This is a genomic window from Collimonas humicola, assembly GCF_018304945.1.
GTDB classification, from domain to species: Bacteria; Pseudomonadota; Gammaproteobacteria; order Burkholderiales; family Burkholderiaceae_D; genus Collimonas; species Collimonas humicola.
This window is the reverse complement of record NZ_JAGQEE010000008.1, coordinates 247,814-271,242: the sequence shown is the minus strand read 5'-3', so window position 1 is coordinate 271,242 and position 23,429 is coordinate 247,814. Positions and strand designations below refer to the sequence as shown.

At 57.9% G+C, this 23,429-nt stretch carries 16 protein-coding genes and 2 tRNA genes; 10 read left to right on the top strand and 8 right to left on the bottom strand.

Going from position 1 to position 23,429, the window contains the following annotated elements:
* Positions 1-18: 18 nt before the first annotated feature.
* The gene (locus tag KHU30_RS21810) at positions 19-1,173 is read right to left on the bottom strand and encodes an ABC transporter substrate-binding protein (protein ID WP_211444704.1); all 1,155 of its coding nucleotides are present in this window, start codon (positions 1,171-1,173) and stop codon (positions 19-21) included.
* A 587-nt stretch (positions 1,174-1,760) separates the two neighbouring features.
* Here KHU30_RS21810 and KHU30_RS21805 point away from each other — a divergent pair.
* The 7 genes from KHU30_RS21805 to KHU30_RS21775 all read left to right on the top strand — a co-directional run bounded on the left by KHU30_RS21805 (position 1,761) and on the right by KHU30_RS21775 (position 13,936).
* A complete protein-coding gene (locus tag KHU30_RS21805) occupies positions 1,761-3,620 on the top strand; it encodes a thiamine pyrophosphate-binding protein (RefSeq protein WP_230427522.1) in 1,860 nt (619 codons plus the stop codon).
* Between the two features lie 9 nt (positions 3,621-3,629).
* Complete coding sequence (locus KHU30_RS21800) at positions 3,630-4,379, top strand: SDR family oxidoreductase (protein ID WP_211444703.1); 750 nt, start codon at positions 3,630-3,632, stop codon at positions 4,377-4,379.
* 25 nt (positions 4,380-4,404) lie between these two features.
* A complete protein-coding gene (locus tag KHU30_RS21795; protein WP_211444702.1) occupies positions 4,405-5,226 on the top strand; it encodes a citryl-CoA lyase in 822 nt (273 codons plus the stop codon).
* Entirely contained in the window at positions 5,223-6,029 is an 807-nt protein-coding gene (locus KHU30_RS21790) for a citrate synthase family protein (protein ID WP_211444701.1), read from the top strand. The genes KHU30_RS21795 and KHU30_RS21790 overlap by 4 nt, the downstream gene beginning before the upstream one ends.
* A gap of 78 nt (positions 6,030-6,107) precedes the next feature.
* Positions 6,108-8,219 carry a TonB-dependent receptor plug domain-containing protein gene (locus KHU30_RS21785; RefSeq protein WP_211444700.1) on the top strand — a complete coding sequence of 704 codons (2,112 nt, stop codon included), beginning with the start codon at positions 6,108-6,110 and terminating at the stop codon, positions 8,217-8,219.
* A gap of 46 nt (positions 8,220-8,265) precedes the next feature.
* A complete protein-coding gene (locus tag KHU30_RS21780) occupies positions 8,266-9,363 on the top strand; it encodes an ABC transporter substrate binding protein (RefSeq protein WP_230427521.1) in 1,098 nt (365 codons plus the stop codon).
* Positions 9,364-9,451: 88 nt separating this feature from the next.
* Complete coding sequence (locus KHU30_RS21775; protein ID WP_211444699.1) at positions 9,452-13,936, top strand: EAL domain-containing protein; 4,485 nt, start codon at positions 9,452-9,454, stop codon at positions 13,934-13,936.
* A 308-nt stretch (positions 13,937-14,244) separates the two neighbouring features.
* On the opposite strand, the gene KHU30_RS21770 is transcribed toward KHU30_RS21775, so the two are convergent.
* The 5 genes from KHU30_RS21770 to KHU30_RS21750 form a co-directional block, all read right to left on the bottom strand.
* Positions 14,245-14,320: transfer RNA gene (locus tag KHU30_RS21770), tRNA-His, on the bottom strand.
* A 100-nt stretch (positions 14,321-14,420) separates the two neighbouring features.
* Positions 14,421-15,287, bottom strand: coding sequence for a glutamate racemase (murI, locus tag KHU30_RS21765; RefSeq protein ID WP_230427520.1), 867 nt, complete (start codon positions 15,285-15,287; stop codon positions 14,421-14,423).
* 12 nt (positions 15,288-15,299) lie between these two features.
* Complete coding sequence (locus KHU30_RS21760; RefSeq protein ID WP_211444755.1) at positions 15,300-16,838, bottom strand: fumarate hydratase; 1,539 nt, start codon at positions 16,836-16,838, stop codon at positions 15,300-15,302.
* 62 nt (positions 16,839-16,900) lie between these two features.
* On the bottom strand, positions 16,901-17,515 hold the full coding sequence (locus tag KHU30_RS21755) for a YqhA family protein (protein WP_211444698.1): 615 nt from the start codon (positions 17,513-17,515) through the stop codon (positions 16,901-16,903).
* Between the two features lie 119 nt (positions 17,516-17,634).
* On the bottom strand, positions 17,635-18,531 hold the full coding sequence (locus KHU30_RS21750; protein ID WP_211444697.1) for a DMT family transporter: 897 nt from the start codon (positions 18,529-18,531) through the stop codon (positions 17,635-17,637).
* Positions 18,532-18,685: 154 nt separating this feature from the next.
* On the opposite strand from KHU30_RS21750, the gene acs reads away from it, so the two are divergent.
* The 3 genes from acs (at position 18,686) to KHU30_RS21735 (ending at position 21,833) form a co-directional block, all read left to right on the top strand.
* Positions 18,686-20,668 carry an acetate--CoA ligase gene (gene acs, locus KHU30_RS21745; RefSeq protein ID WP_211444696.1) on the top strand — a complete coding sequence of 661 codons (1,983 nt, stop codon included), beginning with the start codon at positions 18,686-18,688 and terminating at the stop codon, positions 20,666-20,668.
* Between the two features lie 164 nt (positions 20,669-20,832).
* Positions 20,833-20,923: transfer RNA gene (locus tag KHU30_RS21740), tRNA-Ser, on the top strand.
* 610 nt (positions 20,924-21,533) lie between these two features.
* The gene (locus KHU30_RS21735) at positions 21,534-21,833 is read left to right on the top strand and encodes a glycoside hydrolase family 19 protein (RefSeq protein WP_211444695.1); all 300 of its coding nucleotides are present in this window, start codon (positions 21,534-21,536) and stop codon (positions 21,831-21,833) included.
* A 410-nt stretch (positions 21,834-22,243) separates the two neighbouring features.
* Here the strand turns inward: KHU30_RS21735 and KHU30_RS21730 are convergent, their stop codons facing one another.
* The gene (locus KHU30_RS21730; RefSeq protein WP_211444694.1) at positions 22,244-23,080 is read right to left on the bottom strand and encodes a hypothetical protein; all 837 of its coding nucleotides are present in this window, start codon (positions 23,078-23,080) and stop codon (positions 22,244-22,246) included.
* Positions 23,081-23,118: 38 nt separating this feature from the next.
* Positions 23,119-23,277: a hypothetical protein gene (locus tag KHU30_RS21725; protein WP_211444693.1), complete on the bottom strand. Its 159-nt coding sequence runs from the start codon at positions 23,275-23,277 to the stop codon at positions 23,119-23,121.
* Positions 23,278-23,429: the final 152 nt, after the last annotated feature.

Sequence of the window (23,429 nt, the reverse complement as noted above, 5' to 3'; positions counted from 1 at the left end):
GGTTGGACATCGCATCTGCTATTTTGGAATGGTCTCAACCGAGGTTATTTTTCCTTGCGATATTCTGGTCAAAAAAACTGAGTTCGAGGCCTGATGATTGTCCGGCCCGAGGTTAAGCTGCATGCCGCCGATATCCAATCCCTTGATCGATTCGAGAGCGCGGATGAGTCCCAGCCGCGTCAATCCCGAGCCGCTTCTTTCCAGGGCGATTGCCATGGCCCTGGCGGCAATGCATCCTTCGAAATTAACAAATCCGAGCTTTTCCCCTGGGGCGTATTTTTCGATCAAGGTTGCACATTCTCTAGCGAGCGGCAAGCCGCGATTTTCTGGAAAAGGGACTACTTGCGATATGACGACGCCGTCGCCGTCGACTCCCAATAGCTTCACCAGATTGTCTGTTCCGACGAAGGACACGGTCGCCAGATTGGCATTCAATCCCTCTCTCTTCGCATCTTTGATAAATGCCGACAGAGGCGTATAGGGACCGGCCATGATCACCACGTCAGGCCTGCTCTCGATCAGGGTGGCGAGCCCGGCCTGGATGGCAATCGTGCCGCGCTGGAAAGTCGCTTTGGCGACAACGTCGATGTTGCGCCGTTTTAATGCCTGTTCTGTTCCGGCCAGCACCGCCAGGCCGAATCCGTCGTCTTGATAAAAGACTGCAAAGCGTTTGGCGCCTTTATCCTTGATGAAATGATCGACCAGGATTTCCGTTTCATCTCCGTAGCTGGCGCGCAGATTGAACACTTCCGGAATGACTGGCTTTCGTAAAAACATCGCTCCGCTGAATATCCCCACGAGAGGTATTTTCGTGTCCTTGATAATAGGCAGGACAGCGTTTGCGGTTGGCGTTCCTACATACCCGAACAAAGCAAAGACATTCATTTCCTCCGTCATTTTCAATGTTGCATCGATTGCCTTGTTGGGATCGTAGGCATCGTCGTCCACCAGCAAATTTATCTGCCGTCCGTGAATCCCGCCGTTGCCGTTGATATCGTTGAAAACCGCCATGGCGCCAACCCGCATGCCTTGGCCCAGCCCGGCGGCGGCCCCGGATTGCGCGTTAACCATGCCCAGGCGTACTTCGGTGTCGGAAATTCCCGGATCCGCAGCATGCAGCTGGCCTGCAAGCATCGTGCTGAATACGAAAAAGATAAGCGATTTTCTCACCATGGGTTGCCTCCTGATATGCGGCCAGCCGGCTTGCGCTGCATGCCGCCATATTGCAAGCCGGAGATGCCGCCGCCAGGATGAGCGGTGCGCCGCCAGTCGTGATGCTGTTGACCGTGCAGTCGCCGTTGATAGCGATCTGCCGGTTGATGCAGACGCGGCCAATGGCGTCATAGGCGGATTGCATCGCCTGGCAGGCAGGCCGGCGCGTTGCAATTCCAGGTGGAGCCTACGGCATGGCGATGACCATGGCTGGTTTTCCCCTAGTGAATAGCAGGTTGCGTCCGATGGCAGGGCAGTTCAATAACCATTAACCGCTTATTAACATTAATGCATTAGATCTCAGAAAAATAGCTGTCAATATTGATAGGTGGCAATATTTGAAGAAAACGGCAACATTGGGCATCCAGTACTCAAGACCGGATCGTTGTCAGAGCGACTTGATTTGATTATTTGCTTTGCGATTTGCTAAGAGAAGGCTACAATTAATTTCCGTATGGCAATATTTCTCCGGCACTGGCGCCCGCGAGAATGTCCGACGTGCATCGACGTACCGCAGCAATCTTCCCGCCATCAAGAAGGGATTTGATATGGGTGCTGATAATTTTCCGGTGTATGGCGATATGCCGGGTAAGAATTGGGAGCGGCCTTCCGCGTCGCCCATGGTAGTAGCCGATCTGCTGGTGGCCTATCTGGAGCAGATGGAAATCGAATGCGTCTTCGGTGTTCCTGGCGGCGCCATCGAGCCTTTTTTCAATGCCCTTGCCAGAAGCGGCCGCAGGGGCGGAGTGCGTCACGTCTTGGCGCGGCACGAAGCCGGGGCTGCCTACATGGCCGACGGCTATGCCCGTGAAACCGGCAAAATCGGCGTCTGCTGCGCCACCTCCGGCCCCGGCTCCACCAATTTGATTACCGGGGTGGCTTGCGCCTACGATAACAATATCCCCATGCTGGTGATCACGGCGCAACCAGCCTTGCCGACTTTCGGCAAACATCCTCTGCAAGAGTCGACTTGCACCGGCGTCGATACGCTGAGCATGCTGCAGCACTGCACCCACTACAACTCTCTGATATCCCATCCGCAGCAGTTCGAAAACAAGCTCATGACTGCTTTGCAGCGGTCCATCCGCACGCCTGTCGGACCGGTGCACTTAAGCATACCTGTCGATGTGTTTCGCAGTCCGAATACGCAATTAGTCCCTTCCTACAATTTGCAGGCGCTTTTGCAGCCATCATCGTCGGTTGACGACGAAGCGCTGGCAACGCTGCTTCTGATGCTCTCCAAAGCGGAAAATATCGTCTTACTGGTAGGCGTGGGCTGCTGCGAAGCGATTGGCTCAATACTGGAATTTGCCGACCTGAGCGGCGCTGCGGTGATCACTACGCCAGACGGCAAGGGCCTGGTGAATCCGCGTCATCCGCTTTTTCGCGGCGTATTCGGTTTCGCCGGCCACGCTTCCGCCGAGACGGCCTTACGCGACAAGTCGGTGGATTTGATCATGGCGATAGGCACCGGCTTGGGGGAGTGGAGCAGCGGCGGCTGGAGCGACGGCTTGCTCAACTCGCGGCTGGTGCATATTGATGACACCGAGGAGCATCTCAGCCAGAGCCCAATGGCGCGTTTTCACATGCGGGGACGGATCCTGTCGATCTTCAATCGCTTGATCAAGCACATGCAGGATGTTCGCCGCTCCGGCAATTTCGAGTATGAACAGAGACGCTTCGCCCGCAAGCAGCATAGCGACCATTGGGAGCCTGAGACGATGCTGATTGCTCCCAAAAAATACGAGAGCAGCGTCATACCGATCCTTCCGCAGCGGCTGATGCGTGAGCTCAGCAGGTTATTTCCGCCGACCACGCGTTTCCTTGCCGATACCGGCAATAGCGCCGCCTGGGCGATTCATTATCTGCAACCCCGGGACAGGCGCATATCCGAAAGGCGCCAGGGCGGGGGAGGCAGCACGCGCGCACCGGGGCGACGCAAGACCTATGGCGGCTGGCTGCGCGTCATCATGAATTTTGCGCCGATGGGCTGGGCTATCGGCGGCGCGATCGGCACCGCCATCGGCAATCCGAAAATGCCAGTGGTGTGCATTACCGGTGACGGCAGTTTCCTGATGAACGGTCAGGAAATATCGGTAGCCGTCGCCGAAAAGCTATCCGTCATTTTCGTCGTACTCAACGACCAGGCCTTGGGAATGGTCAAGCATGGCCAGCGGCTGGCGGAAGCAGAGCATATCGGCTGCGATCTGCCGCCTACCGATTTCGCTGCCATGGCGCGCGCCATGGGCGCTGCAGCTTATACCATTCGCGCGCCTGAAGATCTGGTCAAGCTGGATATCGCTGCGATGTGCGCGCGGCCGGGGCCGACGCTGCTGGACGTGCTGATAGACCGCGACGAGGTGCCTCCGATCAATCTTCGCATGCGGGTTCTGGCCGGAAATCTATAAGGAGCAGACATGGGCAAACTGAACGGCAAGACTGTACTCATCACAGGCGGTTCCAGCGGGATCGGCTTGGCAAGCGCCAAGCTTTTCCTGGAGCATGGCGCCCGCCTGGCGATTACCGGACGCGATCCGGACGGCTTGGCGCGCGCCCGGGATGAGTTAGGCGGCGATGTCCTGGCGATCCGCAGCGATACCGGAAATCTGGCCGAAATCGAATCCTTGATGCAGCAGGTAGAACGCCGCTTCACGCACCTGGACGTGCTGTTCGTCAATGCCGCCGTTGCCGCGGCAGCGCCTATGGAGCTGGTCTCGGAAACCCTGTTTGACGACATCATGAGGACCAATTTCAAAGGCGCATTCTTCACTATCCAGAAAGCGTTGCCGCTGTTCAGCGCCGCGGCGTCCATCATTGTCACCACCTCGATTGCCAACCAGCTGGGATCGCCGAATTTCAGCGTCTACGGCGCCAGCAAAGCCGCCTTGCGCTCCCTGGTGCAGTCATTGGGACTGGAACTGGTCAGTCGCGGGATCCGGATCAATGCGATCAGTCCTGGTCCCATCGCCACCCCGATCTTCGATCGATTCGGCCTGCCGCCCGACGTCGCCGACAGCATAAAAGCCGAGATTGCGCAAAAGTCCCCGAGCAAGCGTTTCGGCCATCCTTCAGAAGTAGCCAAGGTCGCCTTGTTCCTGGCTTCGGACGACGCTGCCTATGTGCTCGGCGAGGAAATCGTGGTCGATGGCGGCATGAGCCTGCTTTAACAGTTTTCTTCGGACAGGGGATCAGATGAGCGATAAAGAAAGCCGGCACAGCATTCGCAGCAGCGTCTGGCAAGAAGAAGCTGAAGCGGACAATCCATTCGCCGCCGCAGCCTGCTATTGCCGAGGTTACGATGTCTATGGCGATTTGCTCGGCAAGATCACTTATGTCGAATATCTGTACCTTCTGTTCAAAGGCGAACGCCCGGAACCGGCTGTGACCGCAGTCCTGGAAATGCTGGCCGTAGCGTTGGCCAATCCCGGCCCGCGCGATCCTTCCGTGCACGCGGCGATGGCAGCCGGAGTCGGCGGCTCAACCGCTGCCTCCGTGCTCATGGCCGCGCTGGCGGTCGGCGCTGGTTCACATGGCGGCGCAAGAGAAATCTTCCTGGCGCTGGAGGCATGGAAGAATAATGGAACCGAACTTGCAAACTGGCGCTTCGCTCTTGCCAGCCCGGCCGCGCCGACCCGCCTGCAAGTATGGCCGGAGCCGGAGCATCCCCCTGGCTTCGATCCCTATGGAAAACGCTGCGCCAATCCGGTGCGCCAGACCCTCTCGCATCTGGCTGCGATGATGCCTGCGGGGCGCCTGGCTTGGTTGTCGCAAGAAAGAGAGGCGCTGGAAACGATAGCCGGCCATCCGCTGGCAATGACCGGCGTGGCCGCCGCTGCGCTTGCCGATATGGATTTTTCCGCAAGCGAAGGCGAGATGCTGGCCTTGCTGCTGCGCCTCCCGGGAGCCGCCATCCACGCCCTGGAACAAGGCAGGCAGGGTTTCCGTCAGTTTCCCTTCTTTGAACTGGATCTGGAAAACGATCCCGGTCCCGCTTTCCGCGAGGAGCAAGCATGAGCAACGTCTTGCTGGACTATGAAGGCCCTTTGCGCACCAGGATGGGCGCCTGTTTTCCTGGAGAGCGCGCGGTATTCCGCGGACACGATCTGCATGCGGATCTGAAAGACATGGATTGGATCGCACTGTATACCTTCGGTATTACCGGCCGCCGATACTCGCAGGAGCAAATAGCCGTCCTGCATGCTCTCTGGACTTATACCAGTTACCCGGATCCGCGATTGTGGAACAACCGTGTTGCCGCCCTGGCGGGGAGTGCCCGCAGTACCGGCGCGCTCGGCGTCGCCGCCGCCATCGCGGTCTCGGAAGCCAGCATCTATGGATGGCAACCGGAATTCGCCGCGGCAGATTTCCTGGTCCGGGCCCATGGCCGCATCAATGGAGGCGAGTCGCTGGAAGCAGTCCTGCAGCAAGAGTTGCTGCAGCATCGGCGCATCCTGGGATATGGCCGCCCTGTGGCGACATTGCAGGTGGATGAACGCATTCCGGCGATTCTGGCGCGCATAGAAGGCGAAAAAATACCGCAGGGGCCGCATCTTCGACTGGCCTTTGACATAGAACGGCAGCTGTTGCAGATGGGACGGCGGCTACCGATCAACTATGCAGCCGTAGTCGTGGCCATTCCGCTGGATATGGGCTTCTCGCCGCGAGAGTGCTACTTGTTCCTGCTGCCATCGTTTATGGCCGGCATGCCTCCTTGCTATCTGGAAGCCAGCGAACGCCCTGCAGGAGCGACATTTCCGCTGCGTTGTTCACAGCTGCGTTATGAAGGACCCGGACGGCGGCTCTGGCAGCAAGAATAAGGTAGTCGATAGGAGGAGGCGAGGGATGGTGAGGCGACATCTTCTGACGATATTTGAGTTCCATTAAATGGAGCAACAATGAAAAACCGCTGGCAATCTCGAATTCCATGTGCTGCCATCCTGTTTCTGAGCGCCGCTGCGGCTGCGGCACAGCAAAATGCAGATGAAGACGATCTGGTGCTTTCTTACGGGAACAAAGCGTTCGTCAGCATAGCCACCGGCAGTCAGCAGGATATTTCCCGGGCGCCGGCGGTGGCCTCGGTGATAACCGCCCAGGATATCCAGGCCATGGGGGCGACCAATATGAACCAGGCGCTGGAAAGCGTGCCGGGCTTGCATGTGTCTTACTCCGGCCTCTACAACGATCCGATCTATTCCTTCCGCGGCATCACTACGCAATACAACCCGCAGACATTGATGCTGGTGAACGGCATCCCCATCAACAATGCTTTTCTCGGCAACCGCGACTTCGCCTGGGGCGGCGTGCCAGTCCAGAATATCGCCCGCATCGAAATTATCCGCGGCCCTGGATCCGCGCTGTATGGCGCCGATGCTTTCGCCGGGGTGATCAATGTCATTACCAAGACTGCGGCCGATATCAATGGCACCGCGTATGGCGCACGGGCTGGATCATTCGATACGCATGAGGCCTGGTTTCAGCACGGCGGGAAAATGGGGCCGCTGGATGTCGCTTTCTACCTTGGCGCGGGCCACACCGGCGGCGCGAATAAAACGATAGACGCGGACGCGCAAACCGGCCTCGACAAAATCTTCGGCACGCGCGCTTCGCTGGCCCCTGGACACGAGCAGCTCATGCGCAACAGCCTGGATATGCAGGTCGACATCGCCTATGAGCTATGGCGTTTGCGCGCCGGCTACCAGGATCAGGAAACCGGCACCGGCGCCGGGCTGGCCAACAGCCTCGATCCCGGCGCGCGGGTGCGGGCGCAACGCTGGAATGCAGACCTGACCTACTCCAACCCCAATTTTTTCCGCAATTGGGATGTCACGGCGCAAGCGTCGGTGAAAGACGTCAACGAGCTGCCGGCGTCGCCGCCAACTGTGCTGTTCCCGCCAGGCGCTTTCGCTGGCGCTTTCCCGAACGGGGTGATCGGCAATCCGGGGCATGCTGAACGCGACAGTCAATTCAGCGTGTCCGGTTTCTATACCGGGTTCGACAAGCATCGGATCCGGCTCGGCGCCGGCTATCGGATTGAAAACCTGTACCAGACCAGCGAAAGCAAGAACTTCAAGATCGTGGCGGTTCCCGGGGTTGGGGTCGAATTCGTTCCGCTTGCGAGCGTCGTCGATGTCAGCGGCACCAGCGACGTATACCTGACTCCCCACAAGCGCACCATCAGTTATGTGTTCGCGCAGGACGAGTGGACTCTGGCGAAAGACTGGACGCTGACTTCCGGAGTGCGAGAGGATCGCTATTCCGATTTCGGCAACACCGTCAATCCGCGCCTGGCATTGGTTTGGGACGCTGCTTACAATTTTTCGATCAAGGCCTTGTATGGCAGCGCCTTCCGCGCACCGTCGTTCACCGAGCAGTACAGCATCAACAATCCGGTCACCATCGGCAATCCCAGCCTCAGGCCGGAAACCATTGCTACCCGCGAACTGGCGTTCTCGTGGCAGCCTACCCAGACGCTTCAAACCAACCTGAGCCTGTTTTACTACCGCATGCACAACATCATCCAGTTTGTGCCGAACGCCGACCCTTCGAGCGGCTCGACTGCGCAAAACACGGGCGATCAAACCGGACGCGGCCTGGAAATGGAAGCCACCTGGGACGCGACGCGCAATCTGCGCTTGTCCGGCAGCTATTCGTTGCAGCATTCCACAGACCAGACCACCGGCCAGGATGCCGGCCTGGCGCCTCGTCAGCGCTGGTTCGGCCGCGCCGACTGGCGTTTCGCACCGCTATGGCAATTCGGCAGCACGATCAATCGCGTCACTGACCGCAAGCGGCAGCCGGGCGATACCCGTCCCCAGCTGCCCGACTACACCACTCTGGATTTGAATGTGCGCAAGGAAAAATTGATTGGCAACTGGAGTGCCAGCGTGATGGTGTTGAACGTGTTTAATCGAGATGCCAGGGAGCCCAGCTTCGCCCCAGGCAACATTCCATTCGATTTCCCGTTGCCAGGCCGTACTTTCTATGTGCAGTTTCAGCACAAACTGTGAGTCGTCCGTGCTGATGCAGCGGTGCAGGATATCCTGCACCGCTGTATTGCGGATCGCAGCCGGCCTGCTTCTTTCGCTGGCATGCACGTTCGGCCTCGCCGCCCAGGGAAGCGCCGGCCAGGATCCTGGCGGTCGCGCCGGCGCGGTCGTCAACCGCTTGCCCGACTGGCGTGAAAATACCGCCGAGGCGCAGGTGGTGCGCCGCGAGCTCCAGCCGCTGATCATCGCCACCATGGCCACGCTGGACGCGCCACGGCGACAGGATGTATTGGACGGCAAAGGCGCGATCGCTGTCATTTATCCGGATATCGGCGAGCCGTATCGCAGCATCTTTTCCAAGATAATCGAAGGCATTCAGGAGCAAGCCAAGGTACAGATAAGCATTTATCCCGTCGGGCCAAACAGCAATGCCGGCGATCTCAGCGCGCAATTGACGCGCGGCGGCGTCAGGGTGGTGATTGCACTAGGGCGTCAAGGATTGAAGGCTGTATCCGGGCTGACGCCGGACATCGCGGTGGTGGTCGGCGGGGTGCTGTCGGTGCCGGAAAGCGAAAGCCGCAATCTGACCGGCATCAGCCTGACGCCGGATCCGGCCCTGCTGTTCGCACTATTGAAAAGGCTGCTGCCCGGCATAAAAAGGGTGACCGTGATCTACGACCCGCAGCATAACGACTGGCTGATCAAGCTGGCGCGCGAGGCAGCCAAGGCGCAGGGGCTGGAACTGGTCACGCGTGAAGCGCATGACCTGGCCTCGGCGGCGCACCTCTACGACGCTGCCTTCGCCGTCGCCGACAGTCGGCAGGACGCCATCTGGCTGCCCCAGGATGCCACCACGGTAGATGATGAAACCATCCTGCCGCTGGTCCTGAAAGAATCCTGGAGCAGAGGCTTGCCTGTGTTTTCCAGCAGCTTCCTGCATGTCAAGAAAGGCGTCATGTTCGCCTTGTATCCTAATAACCTGGGACTAGGGCGCGACCTGGCCAGTTCCGCCTTGAGCGTGCTTTCGGGAGAGTCGCGCAAGCGCGGGGTGTCGCCGTTGCGCGAGGTGCTGACGGCGGTCAATCTGCGCACCGCCAGCCACATCGGATTGAATCTCGATTATCAGCAGCAACGCAGTTTTGATTTTGTCTTTCCAGAGCCTTAGTTGACGAAATTGCTCATGCAATGCAGATGCAATCCGCGCGGCCAGCCAGTATGTGATGCCTTTTTTCCCTCATCTTGACGAGTTCATCATGTTGCAAGCCTATTTACGCCGCACCGGATTTCGCCGTCAATTGATGGCGATTGTCACCATCTCGATCTTGGGCCTGGCATTGTTTTCCTCCCTGATGAATTCCTGGCAAACCAACCGCAGCGTGCGGGGCTATCTGATCGAGCAAGGGCTGCATATTGCAGAGAATCTGGCGCGCCAGAGCACCTTGGCCTTGCTTTACCATTCCGCGGACAATGTCCGTGAAGAGGTCGCCACCACGCTCGCGTTTCCTGACGTGATCCAGGTAGAGATTACTGACACTGCGCACAAAGTCTTGTTGTTGGAAACCAAGGCAGGGCGGACAGTCAAGCCGACCGAAAATCTGCGCTCTGGCGTCGTCCTGAGCAGGGCCACGCTGGAACAGGAAAACGATAAGGAATGGCGCTTCGGCGCGCCGGTCTACCAAGGCCATGAAGCGGCATCGCCGTTCGAGTTGCAGGAGAACAAGCCGCAACTCCTAGGGTATGTCTATATCGTGCTCGGCAAGGGAACCATGAATCGGCTGGTGTTCTCCTTACTGATGGTCAACCTGGCCATTACGCTTTCCTTTGCTCTCATCTTGCTGGGAATCATGCGCCTTTTGGCGCGCAATCTGCTCCGGCCTTTGAATGCCTTGTCAGAGCTGATGGGGCGCGCCGAGGCAGGCGAGTCCGGCATGCGTGCAATGCGCGAGGGGCCGCGCGACATCATCGACATGGCCCAGGCTTTCAACAAGATGATGGCGGTGCTGGAGGAGCGCGAACTCGAATTGAAGCAGTCGCGCGACCAGGCATTGCACGCGGCAATGATGAAGGCGCAATTTGCGGCCACCGTCAGCCATGAAGTGCGCACGCCCTTGAGCGGCGTGGTGGGAATGCTGGACATGCTCAGGGAGATGCGGCTCAGCAAGCCGCAGATGGAATGCGTCGAGGTGGCCTGGAGTTCGGCCCATACGCTCATCGATCTGATCAACGACGTCCTTGATTTTTCCAAGATGGAGGCTAACAAGCTGGTTTTGGAAGAGATCGATTTCAACTTGCGCAAACTGGTGGAAGAAGTCCTCGAGCTGCTGGCCAGGCAAGCCCAGGAAAAAGGGCTGGATCTTGGTTATCTGCTGGCCACCGATGTCGCAGACCGGATCAAAGGCGACTCGATGCGCTTGCGGCAGGTCCTGATCAACCTGGTCGGAAACGCTTTGAAATTCACCGGGACCGGCCAGGTGGCGGTCCGCATCTCCCGCAATCCGGATAGCGGCGAACGCTTCGGCCTGAGGATCGAAGTGAGCGATACCGGCATCGGCATGGACCAGGAAGCGATTCGCCATGTATTCGATTCGTTTGCCCAGGCCGACAGCGCCACCGCGCGCCAATACGGCGGCACCGGCCTCGGCCTGGCGATTTGCAAGCAGCTGGTGGAACTCATGGGAGGCGAGATCGGCGTGATCAGTGCGCCGGGCCAAGGCTCCACATTCTGGTTCACGATTGTCTGCCAGCCAGGCGAAAATCCAGTCATGGCCGCGCCGGAGCCGGACTTGCATGGGATGCGGGTCCTGATTTCGGCCAAAAGCGAGATCGTTCGCAGCTTCCTGGAGCAGAGCCTGGCCAGTCGCGGAATCCATTGCCGCATGGCCGGCAGTGCTGCGGAAGTGCGGGAAGAACTGGCGCGGGCGGCGCCAGCGCCATATACGCAACTTATCATTGAAGGCAGCCAGGCAGACGAGCAGGACGGGGACTTGCCAAGGTATATCCGCTCCATACCGACGCTGTCGGCGACACGCCTGCTGCTGTTGCAGCACCATGGCGCATCGAAAGGCGTGCAGTTCAAGGAGGTCGATGCCTACCTGGACAAACCGTTGCGCCTGCAGCGCCTGCTGGAAGCGATCCGGCAGCCGCGGGCAGATCGACAGACAGATGCCGCCGCGGTCCTGGGCGCACATTTGCCGGACGCGCTGCCTGCCAAGACAAAAAAATACAGCGTGCTGGTGGTCGACGACAATCGCACCAATCAAGTGGTGGCTACCGGCATGCTTGTCATGAGCGATTGTCTCTGTGAATGTGTCGACAATGGCTGGGAGGCGATCGATACGGTTCAGCGCAACCGCTTTGATCTGATTCTCATGGATTGCAACATGCCTGAGATGGACGGCTATGAGGTCACCGCGCGCATTCGCAAGATTGAAGAGCTTGAAGGACTGCATACGCCAATCGTTGCCATGACTGCCAATACCCAGAGCGGCGACGTGGAAAAATGCATGGCGGCAGGCATGGATGATTACCTGGCAAAGCCAATCACCCTGATTGAGCTGCGGCGCAAGCTGGAGCGCTGGCTGATTCAAGCTGCCGGAAGCAAGGCCGGGGAACCTGAAGCGGCATTGGCGGCGGCGAGCCTTGCCGAGAGCGAAGGGCGTCCGCTGGATCGCTCGGTATTCGACAAGCTGCGGGAGATATTGGGGCCGAGCTTGCAGCATGCAATAACGCCCTACCTGGAAGATACGCCGCTTAATCTTGATCAGCTGGAGAAGGCGATCGAACAGAAGGATGCGGAGGCCGTGCGGTCTTTGGCCCATACCATCAAGGGCAGCAGCGGCAACCTGGGGGCAACCAACATGACCATGCTGGCCAAGAAAGTGGAGGAGCTGGAGCAGGCCGGGCATATCGACGAAATCCACCCTCTGCTGTCGCAACTGCGTTCAGCATTCGATGATGTGGCTGCCCTGCTGTACAGCGAGGTGACAAGCGAAAACTATTTCAGCACCAAGCCGACGGAAGGCAGCGCCCTGGTGCTGGTGGTCGATGACGACCGCAGCACCCGCAGCGCCCTGCGCTACACCTTGTTAAGAGACGGCTTCCGGGTGGCGGAGGCGGAAAATGGCGCCCAGGCGTTGCGTGTCCTTAAGCGTATCAAGCCGGACGTCATCCTGATGGATGCCGTGATGCCGGTGATGGACGGCTTTACCGCCTGCGCCCGCATGCAAGAGCTGCCCGGCCGCCAGCATATCCCCGTGCTGATCATCACCGGCCTGGAAGACAACCTGTCGGTAGAGCGCGCGTTCGCAGCCGGAGCCAGCGACTATATCCCCAAGCCGATCCACTTCGCGGTCCTGCCGCAACGGGTGCGCCGCATCGTCGAAGCCAATCGCGCGGAGAAGCGGGTGCGCAACCTGGCCTTCAACGATTCGTTGACGGGCCTGCCGAACCGGGCCATGTTTTTCGATCAGCTGAAGCGCTGCATCGAGCAGGCGCGGCAAAGCGGAAACGGCGCGGCGGTGCTGTTCCTTGACCTGGATCGCTTCAAGTACGTGAACGACACCCTTGGCCACGATATCGGGGATCAATTGCTGATTGCCGTGGCGCGTCGAATCCAGCGCAGCGTACGCGTCGTCGACTGCGTGGCCCGTCTGGGCGGGGATGAGTTCACTGTCGTGCTGGCCGATGTGACGACATCGAATACGGCCAGTGTCGTGGCCCAGAAGATTTGCCAGTCCTTATCCAAGCCTTTTCTGATTGCAAACCATGGCATCGTCGTCAGCGCCAGCATCGGTATTTCGCTCTATCCTCAGGACGGCGCCGACGTGGGCACCTTGCTGCAGCATGCCGATACCGCAATGTACCGCGCCAAGAAGGCCAGTTCCGGTTTCATGTTTTTCGAAGCCTCCATGGAGCATTCCATATCGGAACGCATGCGCTTGGAAAGCGACTTGCGCGAAGCATTGCATCGGAAGGAATTGGATGTGTTTTATCAGCCGCAAGTCCAATTCGACACAGGTCGCATCGTTGGCATGGAAGCGCTGATACGTTGGCATCATCCGACCCGGGGCATGCTGGCTCCCAAGGAGTTCATCCCGCTTGCAGAAGAAACCGAGCTGATCAACATCATTGGCGCCTGGGTCATGCGCACCGCGTGTTTTCAATTGCAGAGCTGGATCAAAGCGGGCATGCCGGCCATGAGGATGGCTGTGAATTTTTCTGTTAGGCAGCTAAGATCCGATTTCACTGCCGCTGTGGAGCAGGTCCTGGTAGAAACCGGTTTGCCGCCGCACCTGCTGGAGCTGGAGATCACCGAGAGTACGCTCATGGAAAACGCCGAAGATAATTTACAGGCCCTGCATCGGCTGCATACCCTCGGAGTGCGCCTGACTATCGACGATTTCGGTACCGGTTATTCCTCGCTTGCTTACCTCAAGCGCTTTCCTGTCGATATCATCAAGATAGATCAGTCTTTCGTGCGCGACATCCCCCATGACCAGGACGACGCCGCCATCGTTAAAAGCATTATTGCGCTGGCGCATAGCTTACGTCTGGAAGTTGTTGCCGAGGGGGTGGAAAACGAATCCCAGCTTGATTTCTTGAGAGAAAATTCATGCGACATGATGCAAGGCTATTACTTTGGAAAACCCATGCCGGCGGAACAGTTCATTGAGTTTGTCATGGGACAAGACAGTCTTCAACGGACGGAACTCATTGATTCGGAAACAGGGCCCTCATGAAAACTTGCTGCAACTACCGGTCGTTTCTCAATCTCGCCTGCGCTTGCGTCTGGATCGCTAACTGTAACCAGGCCTGGCGTGATAAAGAGATCGAGGCGCATTTGGCAATCGTGAGCCAAGAATATGTTGCTCTTATGGCAGGTGGGGAAAATGATGATTTTGAGAGGAAGCGCGCTGCGAGTCGCTGGATTAAATGCAAAAAAGCCCATCATTTGGATGGGCTTCGTTGTTAAATCGCGGTTTTCGTTGGAAATTCCACGATATGAAAATCAAGCAATCGTATAACTGTTTGATTTTATTGAATTAGTTGGGGTGGCTGACGGGACTCGAACCCGCGACAACAGGAATCACAATCCTGGACTCTACCAACTGAGCTACAGCCACCATTGCATTACTTCTGCAACACCTCACCGCTTGTTCAGCAGTAAGGCAGCTGGCTATTATACAAACTAACCTGCGGCCTGGCAAATCAAATAATGCAGAATTACGATATTCCTTCCGGCAGGGCAATCGTTGCCACTTGCGACACCGGCGGATACAGCTGCAACAGGCTGGCAAATGTTGTTTTGATCATCGACAGGCTGCCGGTGGCAAAGGCGGCGACGCTTCCGGGACGTGCCTGCGTTTGCAGCAGGCCGTTTTCGTTCAAGACCCTGGCCAGCTGGCGGCAGACGGCGTCGCCGGTATCGATGATGGTCACTGCACCGCTGCCCAGTTCCTGCACTACGTCTTCGATCAGCGGGCGGATGAAAGGATAGTGGGTGCAGCCCAGCACCAGGGTGTCCGCACCCTGTTCCAGCAGCGGCGCCACATAGCGGCGCACCAGCAAGGCGGTCTGGGGCGAGCGCAGTTCGCCTTTTTCGATCTGGTCGACCAGGCCGACGCAGGGCTGGAGGATAAAGCGGACCCCGCTGGCGGCGCAGATCTGTTCCTGCAGCGTCAGCAGGCGGGCGCTGGACAAGGTGGCCTTGGTCGCCAGCACACCGACGATCTTGCTGCGGGTTTGCGCCGAGGCCGGTTTGAGGCCGGGCTCGATGCCGATCACCGGCAGCGCCGGGTAGGCTGCGCGCACTGCCTTGATGGCGGCGGTGGTCGCGGTGTTGCAGGCCACCACCAGCGCCTTGGCGCCGCTTTGCAGCAGGAATTCCGTCACCGCCAGCGTGCGCACCGAAATGGCCGCTTCCGACTTGTCGCCATAAGGCGCGTAGGCGGAATCGGCGAAATATAAAAGGTCTTCGTGCGGCAGGTTCTGGTGGATGTGGCGCAGCACCGACAAGCCCCCGATGCCGGAATCGAAAATGCCGATGGGCGCGCTGGGCGCCATCGGCATGGAGTTACTGCTTGCTGTCATGGATTTGACTGGTCAGATGGTGGTCACGGGGATTTTCGACAGCGCTGCATGCGCGATCTTTTCCTGCCATTCCTTCGGCCCGGTGTTGTGCACCGAGATGCCGTTGGAATCGACCGCTACCGTCACCGGCATGTCCTTGACGTCGAACTCGTAGATCGCTTCCATGCCGAGGTCGGCAAAGCCCAGCACCTGCGCCGACTTGATCGCCTTCGACACCAGGTAAGCGGCGCCGCCGACGGCCATCAGGTAAGCCGACTTGTGCTTCTTGATCGATTCGATGGCGGTCGGGCCGCGTTCCGACTTGCCGATCATCGAGATCAGGCCGGTCTGTTCCAGCATCATGTCGGTGAACTTGTCCATGCGGGTTGCAGTAGTCGGGCCGGCCGGGCCAACCACTTCATCGCGCACCGGATCGACCGGACCGACGTAATAGATCACGCGGTTGGTGAAATCGACCGGCAGCTTCTCGCCCTTGGCCAGCATCTCCTGGATACGCTTGTGGGCGGCATCGCGGCCGGTCAGCATCTTGCCGTTCAACAGCAGGGTCTGGCCAGGCTTCCACGATGCGACTTCTTCCTTCGTCAATGTATTGAGATCGACGCGTTTTGATTTCTCGGTGTCCGGCACCCAGTGCACTTCCGGCCATTCCGACAGCGATGGCGGCTCCATATAGGCCGGGCCGGAGCCGTCCAGCACGAAATGGCCGTGGCGGGTCGCCGCGCAGTTCGGGATCATCGCCACCGGCTTGGAGGCCGCGTGGGTCGGGTGCATCATGATCTTGACGTCCAGCACGGTGGTCAGGCCGCCCAGTCCTTGCGCGCCGATGCCCAGCGAGTTCACTTTCTGGAACAGTTCGATGCGCAGTTCTTCCGTCTTGTTTTGCGGGCCGCGCTTGAGCAGGTCGTACATGTCGATATCTTCCATCAACACCTGCTTGGCCATCAGCATCGCCCGTTCGGCGGTGCCGCCGATGCCGATGCCGAGCATGCCTGGCGGGCACCAGCCGGCGCCCATGGTCGGCACGGTCTTCATGACCCAGTCGACCAGCGAATCGGAAGGATTGAGCATCACGAACTTGGTCTTGTTTTCCGAACCGCCGCCCTTGGCCGCGATCTGCACGTCCACGGTATTGCCGGGCACCAGTTCCATGTGCACCACGGCCGGCGTGTTGTCCTTGGTGTTCTTGCGCTCGAACTGCGGGTCCGCCACGATCGAGGCGCGCAGCATGTTGTCCGGGTTCAGGTAACCGCGCCGCACGCCTTCGTTGACGGCGTCGGTGATCGATCCCTTGAAGCCTTCGAAGCGCACGTCCATGCCGATCTTCAGGAACACGTTGACGATGCCGGTGTCCTGGCAGATCGGCCGCTTGCCTTCGGCGCACATGCGCGAGTTGGTCAGGATCTGCGCGATCGCGTCCTTGGCGGCAGGATTCTGTTCCTGCTCGTAGGCGCGCGCCAGGTGCTGGATGTAGTCGACGGGATGGTAGTAGCTGATGTACTGGAGCGCAGCGGCTACCGACTCGATGAGGTCTTCTTGCTTGATCGTGGTCAGGGTGGCTAGAGTGGTCATGGCGTATCTCTTTAAGATGCTCTGTCAGAAAATGGGTGAAGCGATTAGTGATCCTGGTTGGCCTGGTTCTGGGTCGCCGTCATGATGCGGTCGCACCAGGCGATCGCCAGCGCCGACAGCAGGAATGTGATGTGGATGCCGGTCTGGGCGATCAGCGTCTTGACGTCATAGGCGTTGGCGTTGATGAAAGTCTTCAGCAGGTGGATGGAGGAAATGCCGATGATCGCCATCGCCAGCTTGACCTTCAGCACGGAAGCATTCACGTGCGACAGCCACTCCGGCTGGTCGGGATGGCTCTCCAGGTTCATGCGCGAGACAAAGGTTTCATAGCCGCCGACGATCACCATGATCAGCAGGTTGGAGATCATGACGACGTCGATCAGTCCCAGCACCACCAGCATGATGGTGGCTTCGGTCAGCTTGGTCGGACGCACTGCGCCCTCGATGGTGACCACATCGAGGATGTGGTCCAGCGAGGCTGCATTGCCGAACACCGCGCCGATCAGGTCGGTCAGCTCGACCCAGAAATGAAAGACATACACGCACTGCGCCAGGATCAGGCCCAGGTACAGTGGCAGCTGCAGCCAGCGGCTCATGAAAATCAGGTTCGGCAGGACGCCTATGGCTTTTTTGACCGGGGAAATTTGAATGTTGCTCATTGGTATTGTCTGGTGTGGCGGTGATGATATTGATGTTGTAACAACGGTAGCAACAACGAATTGCAATAACGCGCTGCCATTACGATGTGATAAAGGCGTAGTAGCCGAAGCGCGCTATTTTACACTTCTTGCACCGCTTTCACGGACTGCGGCCAGCTGGCTATCGCAATTCCGGTCAGCACCAGCACCAGCGCCGCGAAGTGCGCCCAGCCCAGGCTCTCGTGCAGGAACACCACGCCGATGAAGGCTGCCGCCAGCGGCATCAGGGCGGTGAAGATGCCCGCCACGTTGGCTTGCACATGCTTGGTGCCGGTCAGCCACAGCCAGAACACGATCACGCTGGCCGCCACCGCATACCAGATGATCAGCAGCCACATGCTGGCAGTGACCACGCTGAAGTCGAAAGACAGGGCGGCGCCCAGCCCGATGGGCAGCATCAGCAGCAGGCCAAACAGATGGCTGTAAGCGGTGATCCGCAACGGCGACAGGGTTTGCGTCAGGCGCTTGGACAGCACCACATAGGTTGCCTCGCACAGCACTGCGGCGATGATGAACAGGTTGCCCACCAGCGGGGTGTTGCCGCTGTCGCCGCTATCGCCCTTGCTCAGGTTGAGCACGGCGATGCCGGCGATCGCCAGCATGACTGAGGCCAGCGTGCGCGCCTGCAGCTTTTCCTTGAGGATCAGGCGCGACAGGATTGCCACCGCCGCCGGCAGTGTGCTGGTGATCACGCCCGCAGCCGTGGCGGTAGTGTGCTGGACGCCGTACAGCATGCACAATGTAAACAAGAAGGTGCCGAAGAAAGCCTGGCCGAACAAGGTCAGCCATTCATGGCGCGCCAGCCGCGGCGCGGCCTTGAAGAACTGCGGCGCCATCACGATCACGGCAATGACGAAGCGCAGCAGGGCGAACGTCAGCACCGGCACGACGGCGATGACGGCCTTGCCGAAACCAATGTTGGCGCCTACCAGCATCATGGCCAATGCCAGGTAAACGTAGGATTTTGTGTGACGCATGGGCTGTAGGAATAAGCTGAATGTGCGATGATATCCGATTGTGGTGCTTTGATAGCGCTAGCATTGCCCTGCATAAGGAACGTAAAGGGCACGTAAGGCTTGAGTAAGTGTAAAAGTTTATGTTTGGCTTTAACTATTAAAGGCAGGAGACAGCATGGCGAACATTGAAACCTTTGGCCAGGAAACCCGCATTTTTCCGGCCCCGGCAGAATTTTCCAAGACTGCGGCAATTTCCGGCATGGACGCCTACCGCGCCCTGGCCGCCGAAGCCGAGCAGGATGAACAGGGCTTCTGGGGCCGCCTGGCCCGTGAAAACCTGCAATGGCACAAGCCATTCACCAAGGTGCTGGATGAGTCCAATGCGCCGTTCTACAAATGGTTCGACGACGGCCAGCTGAACGTCTCCTACAACTGCCTCGACGTCCATCTGCACAACGGCAACGCCGACAAGGTCGCGGTCATCTTTGAAACCGACGGCGGCGATGTCAGCAAGGTCACCTATCGCGAGCTGCACCAGAAAGTCTGCCAGTTCGCCAACGGCCTGAAATCGCTCGGAATCAAAAAAGGCGACCGTGTCGTCATCTACATGCCGATGTCGGTCGAAGGCGTGGTGGCGATGCAAGCCTGCGCCCGCATCGGCGCAACCCATTCGGTAGTGTTCGGCGGCTTCTCCGCCAAGTCGCTGCAGGAACGCATCATCGATGCCGGCGCAGTCGCCGTGCTGACCGCCGACGAACAGGCGCGCGGCGGCAAGCGCCTGCCGCTCAAATCGATCGTCGACGAAGCATTGGCGCTGGGCGGTTGCGACACCATCAAAAATGTAGTGGTCTACAAGCGCACCGGCGGCGACATCAACTTTGTCGCCGGGCGCGATCTCTGGCTGCACGAACTGGTAGCATCGCAAGCCGATGTGTGCGAACCGGAATGGGTCGATGCCGAACATCCGCTGTTCATCCTGTACACCTCCGGCTCGACCGGCACGCCGAAGGGCGTGCAGCACTCCTCCGGCGGCTATCTGCTGTGGGCGGCGCTGACCATGAAATGGGTGTTCGACGTCAAACCCGACGATGTCTACTGGTGCACCGCCGACATTGGCTGGATTACCGGCCACACCTATATCGCATACGGCCCGACCGCGGTCGGCGCCACCCAGATCATCTTTGAAGGCGTGCCGACCTTCCCCAACGCCGGGCGTTTCTGGGATATGGTGCAACGGCACAAGGCCACCATTTTCTACACCGCGCCGACCGCGATCCGTTCCCTGATCAAGGCCGCCGATGCAGACAAGAACATCCATCCTTCCCAATACGATCTGTCGTCGCTGCGCCTGCTGGGCTCAGTCGGCGAGCCGATCAATCCGGAAGCCTGGATGTGGTACCACAAGAACATCGGCCGCGAGCGCTGCCCCATCGTCGATACCTTCTGGCAAACCGAAACCGGCGGCCACATGATCTCGCCGCTGCCGGGCGCCACACCGCTGGTGCCGGGTTCCTGCACCTTGCCGCTGCCCGGCATCCAGGCTGTGATCGTCGACGAAGCAGGGCACGAACTGCCGGATGGCCACGGCGGCATCCTCGTGGTCAAGCGTCCATGGCCTTCGATGATCCGTGCCATCTGGAACAATCCTGAGCGCTACAAGAGCGCCTACTTCCCGCCTGAATTCGGCGGCAAGCTGTACCTCGCCGGCGATGGCGCCATCCGCAACAAGGACACCGGCTACTTCACCATCACCGGCCGCATCGACGATGTGCTGAACGTCTCCGGCCACCGCATGGGCACCATGGAAATCGAATCGGCGCTGGTCGCCAATCCGATCGTGGCTGAAGCCGCGGTAGTCGGCAAGCCGGACGAAACCACAGGCGAAGCCATCTGCGCTTTCGTGGTCCTCAAGCGCAGCCGCCCCACCGGCGACGAAGCCAAGCAGATCGCCAAGGAGCTGCGCGACTGGGTCGCCAAGGAAATCGGCCCGATCGCCAAGCCAAGGGAAATCCGCTTCGGCGACAACCTGCCGAAAACCCGCTCCGGCAAGATCATGCGGCGTTTGCTGCGGGTATTGGCGAAAGGAGAGGAAATCACCCAGGATGTTTCCACTTTGGAAAATCCGGCGATCCTGGAGCAACTCAAGGAAGCGCAATAGTTGCCGGGTTTGATAAGTTGGGCGAAGTTGCCGGATGAAGCTGTGGCTTTGCGGACAAATCTACAAAAATGGACGGCTTGAAACAGAAATCTCTACTTCTGCTCGATTTGTTGCTATAATACGCGGCTTCGTGAAATTCAAATTTTACGAAATGCTGTAATGCAGGAGAGATGGATGAGTGGTTGAAGTCGCACGCCTGGAAAGCGTGTATAGGTTCATAGCCTATCCGGGGTTCGAATCCCCGTCTCTCCGCCAAGTATACAAGTCATTAAAACTAAATGACTTTTCAAGAAAAGCCGCCTTTATTATTGGGCGGCTTTTTCTTTTGGGGTTAACTCAGGGATAGTTTTCCCTAGGGACTCTTCAATTTTATCCATTTCACGGTCATCGTCAGTGTCGTTGATCCAGTCCGCATAGACCTCAAAAAACATGTGTAACGAGTGTCCGAGTTGTTTCGCGAGAAACGCTGGCCTGGCGCCGCTCATGAGCCCGATTGTTGCAGAGGTGTGTCGCACGTTGTATGGCCGTCGACTTCGTATGCCCACCCGCTTCAGCGTTATATCCCAATGTCCCCGAACGTCAGTGACGCGCCGGTAGCCACAAGGCTTATTTGTTTTTGGATCGTGGAAAATGAAATCGCTCGCCAGGAAGGTGTGAGCCTTTTACCTCTTGAGCACCTCCAACGACAAGCTGTTCAATTTGACCTTGCGGGATACCCATTGAATTTAAATTGATGATTCGCCCATTTTTCCTCGCTTTCATTTTTGAACTTTAAATTTCAGCGCCTGCACTGGGGATTTGCATATTGCCTTTGCGGCCGGTTGCGCGACAGGCGTCAGTAGCGCAAACCAATGGCGACTGATATTTGTTCCGCGGACGTGGACTGATTCAAATTACCGGTTGGACTAACTATACGGCGCTGATGATGGCGCTCGGCATTGATTGTGTTGAGCATCCCGAGCTGATCGCACAGTCTGCCGGCGTCTGCCGGTCTGCTGGCTGGTTCTGGCAAACCGATGGTCTGAATAGATGGGCGGATGCCGGCGATTTCGACGGCGTCTGCGACCTGGTCAATCTCGAACGGAAGACGCCGACGGTCGGCGATTCGAACGGCTACGCGGATCGCCTTGCGCTGTATGAGAGTTCGCGGAAGATGCTGCTATGACGCTGATATTGGCTGAGGTGTGGCGAACGTACGGGCTGGCTATGGGAGCTGTTATTAGGGTGCCTTGCGGCGGCCGCGCTGGTCTTTGTCGGCGACCAGCACGGCGCCGGCCGCGCGCACCGAGTGGGCGGCGGAGACGGAGCAGAAAATCGAAGCTGACGAAGCAGACAGCGCAACCAGTTGTCGCGCCTGCCGAGAGTTGGCGTTAGGTCTGCGCGAATATTATGCACATCTACAAGCGGCCACAAATGTGGCCAACTGGTTTTGGTGGCAGGCAGATACAAGCTAACTATCGTGATGACTAACTACTAGATTGAGCAAGAGGCGAAGAGGTGTGCCAGGAGCTGATAGTACACTCACCCAGCTACTGCGTTGTTACCGGCAGCGCCTATATCGCCTCAAGTAGCTGGTCAAAATATTTTTTGAATAGTAATTGAGCCAGCAATAATACGTTGGCTTCCCAGATTGTCGACGTAGTAATTGGTATCTCTTTGGTCGACGTGGTTTAATGTCAATCTTGGTGTGATGTTCCAATTGCTGCTCGGTGAATAGCGCAATTCTAAGCCACCCTCGTACGAATTGTAGGAAGATAAATGTTGATAAGCATTGGTTTTTCCTGCTGCGATGAATGGCACCAAAGTAATTTGCGGTGACGTTTGCCACATCAAGTATGCGCCATAGCCGGTGCTGTCCGGGCCACTCTGCACCTTTGTATAGTGTGCAGAAAGCGCGATCTTGATGGTCTGCGAAAACGTATGCAGAAAATCCAGTTCGCCGAGCATGTTTCCTCTGGAGCCACTGTGATGCAAAAATGAGCCTCTGAACAGTACTTCGTCCGTTGCGTCGGCGCTTTTAAATAAGCGATATTTCACGCCGAAGGTGGCATCGGTAAAGCCATCCGAGTTAAATATAAAATTCTGCCCGTTGTTATATTTCGTCTCGCTATAGTTGCGAAGAACATAGGGAAGACTGGCAAACAGTTCGAGTCCGTAACCAAGTCCCACATTTGCGTCGACCGATGCCGCGCTGGAGTAAATTCTAGATGTTCCAGAAAATTTTGGTTGGCCGTTTACTGTTAAGCCAGTGCGGTCAATTTGAGATCCGGTATTTTTTTGTGTCGACAGATCACCATCCACCGCAAAGCGTCCTTGATCTAAAACGGAGAATCGAGAAATGATGTCTTCGGCATGGACGGTAGAGACGGATAAGGCACTGATCAGTGCGGTAGTGATGGATAGTTTGCGCATGTCTTTTCTATTATTGGCTGGAATTTTATTGCGAATCTTCAAACGTCAAATTGACGGCGCATTATATTTGTCATCAGCAAATAAACAATCTCATTTACATTTTTGGCTCGTTCCTCATAAATGCGTTGTGCATAAGCGACATTAATTTCAGTCATCACAAAATAGCCGCAATGGCGCTCATAGAGCAATTGCCCCATACGCCTGTCCTGAAGGTGAAATGGATTATTTTTAACGCGGTTCGAAAAATGCCAAGCTTTTCTACTGCTTTCGGTTTAGGGGAAATTGTCTTAACGGATTGGCGCACCACAACGCATTTGCCTGGTGTTTTGGGGCGAGGTAAATTTGTTTT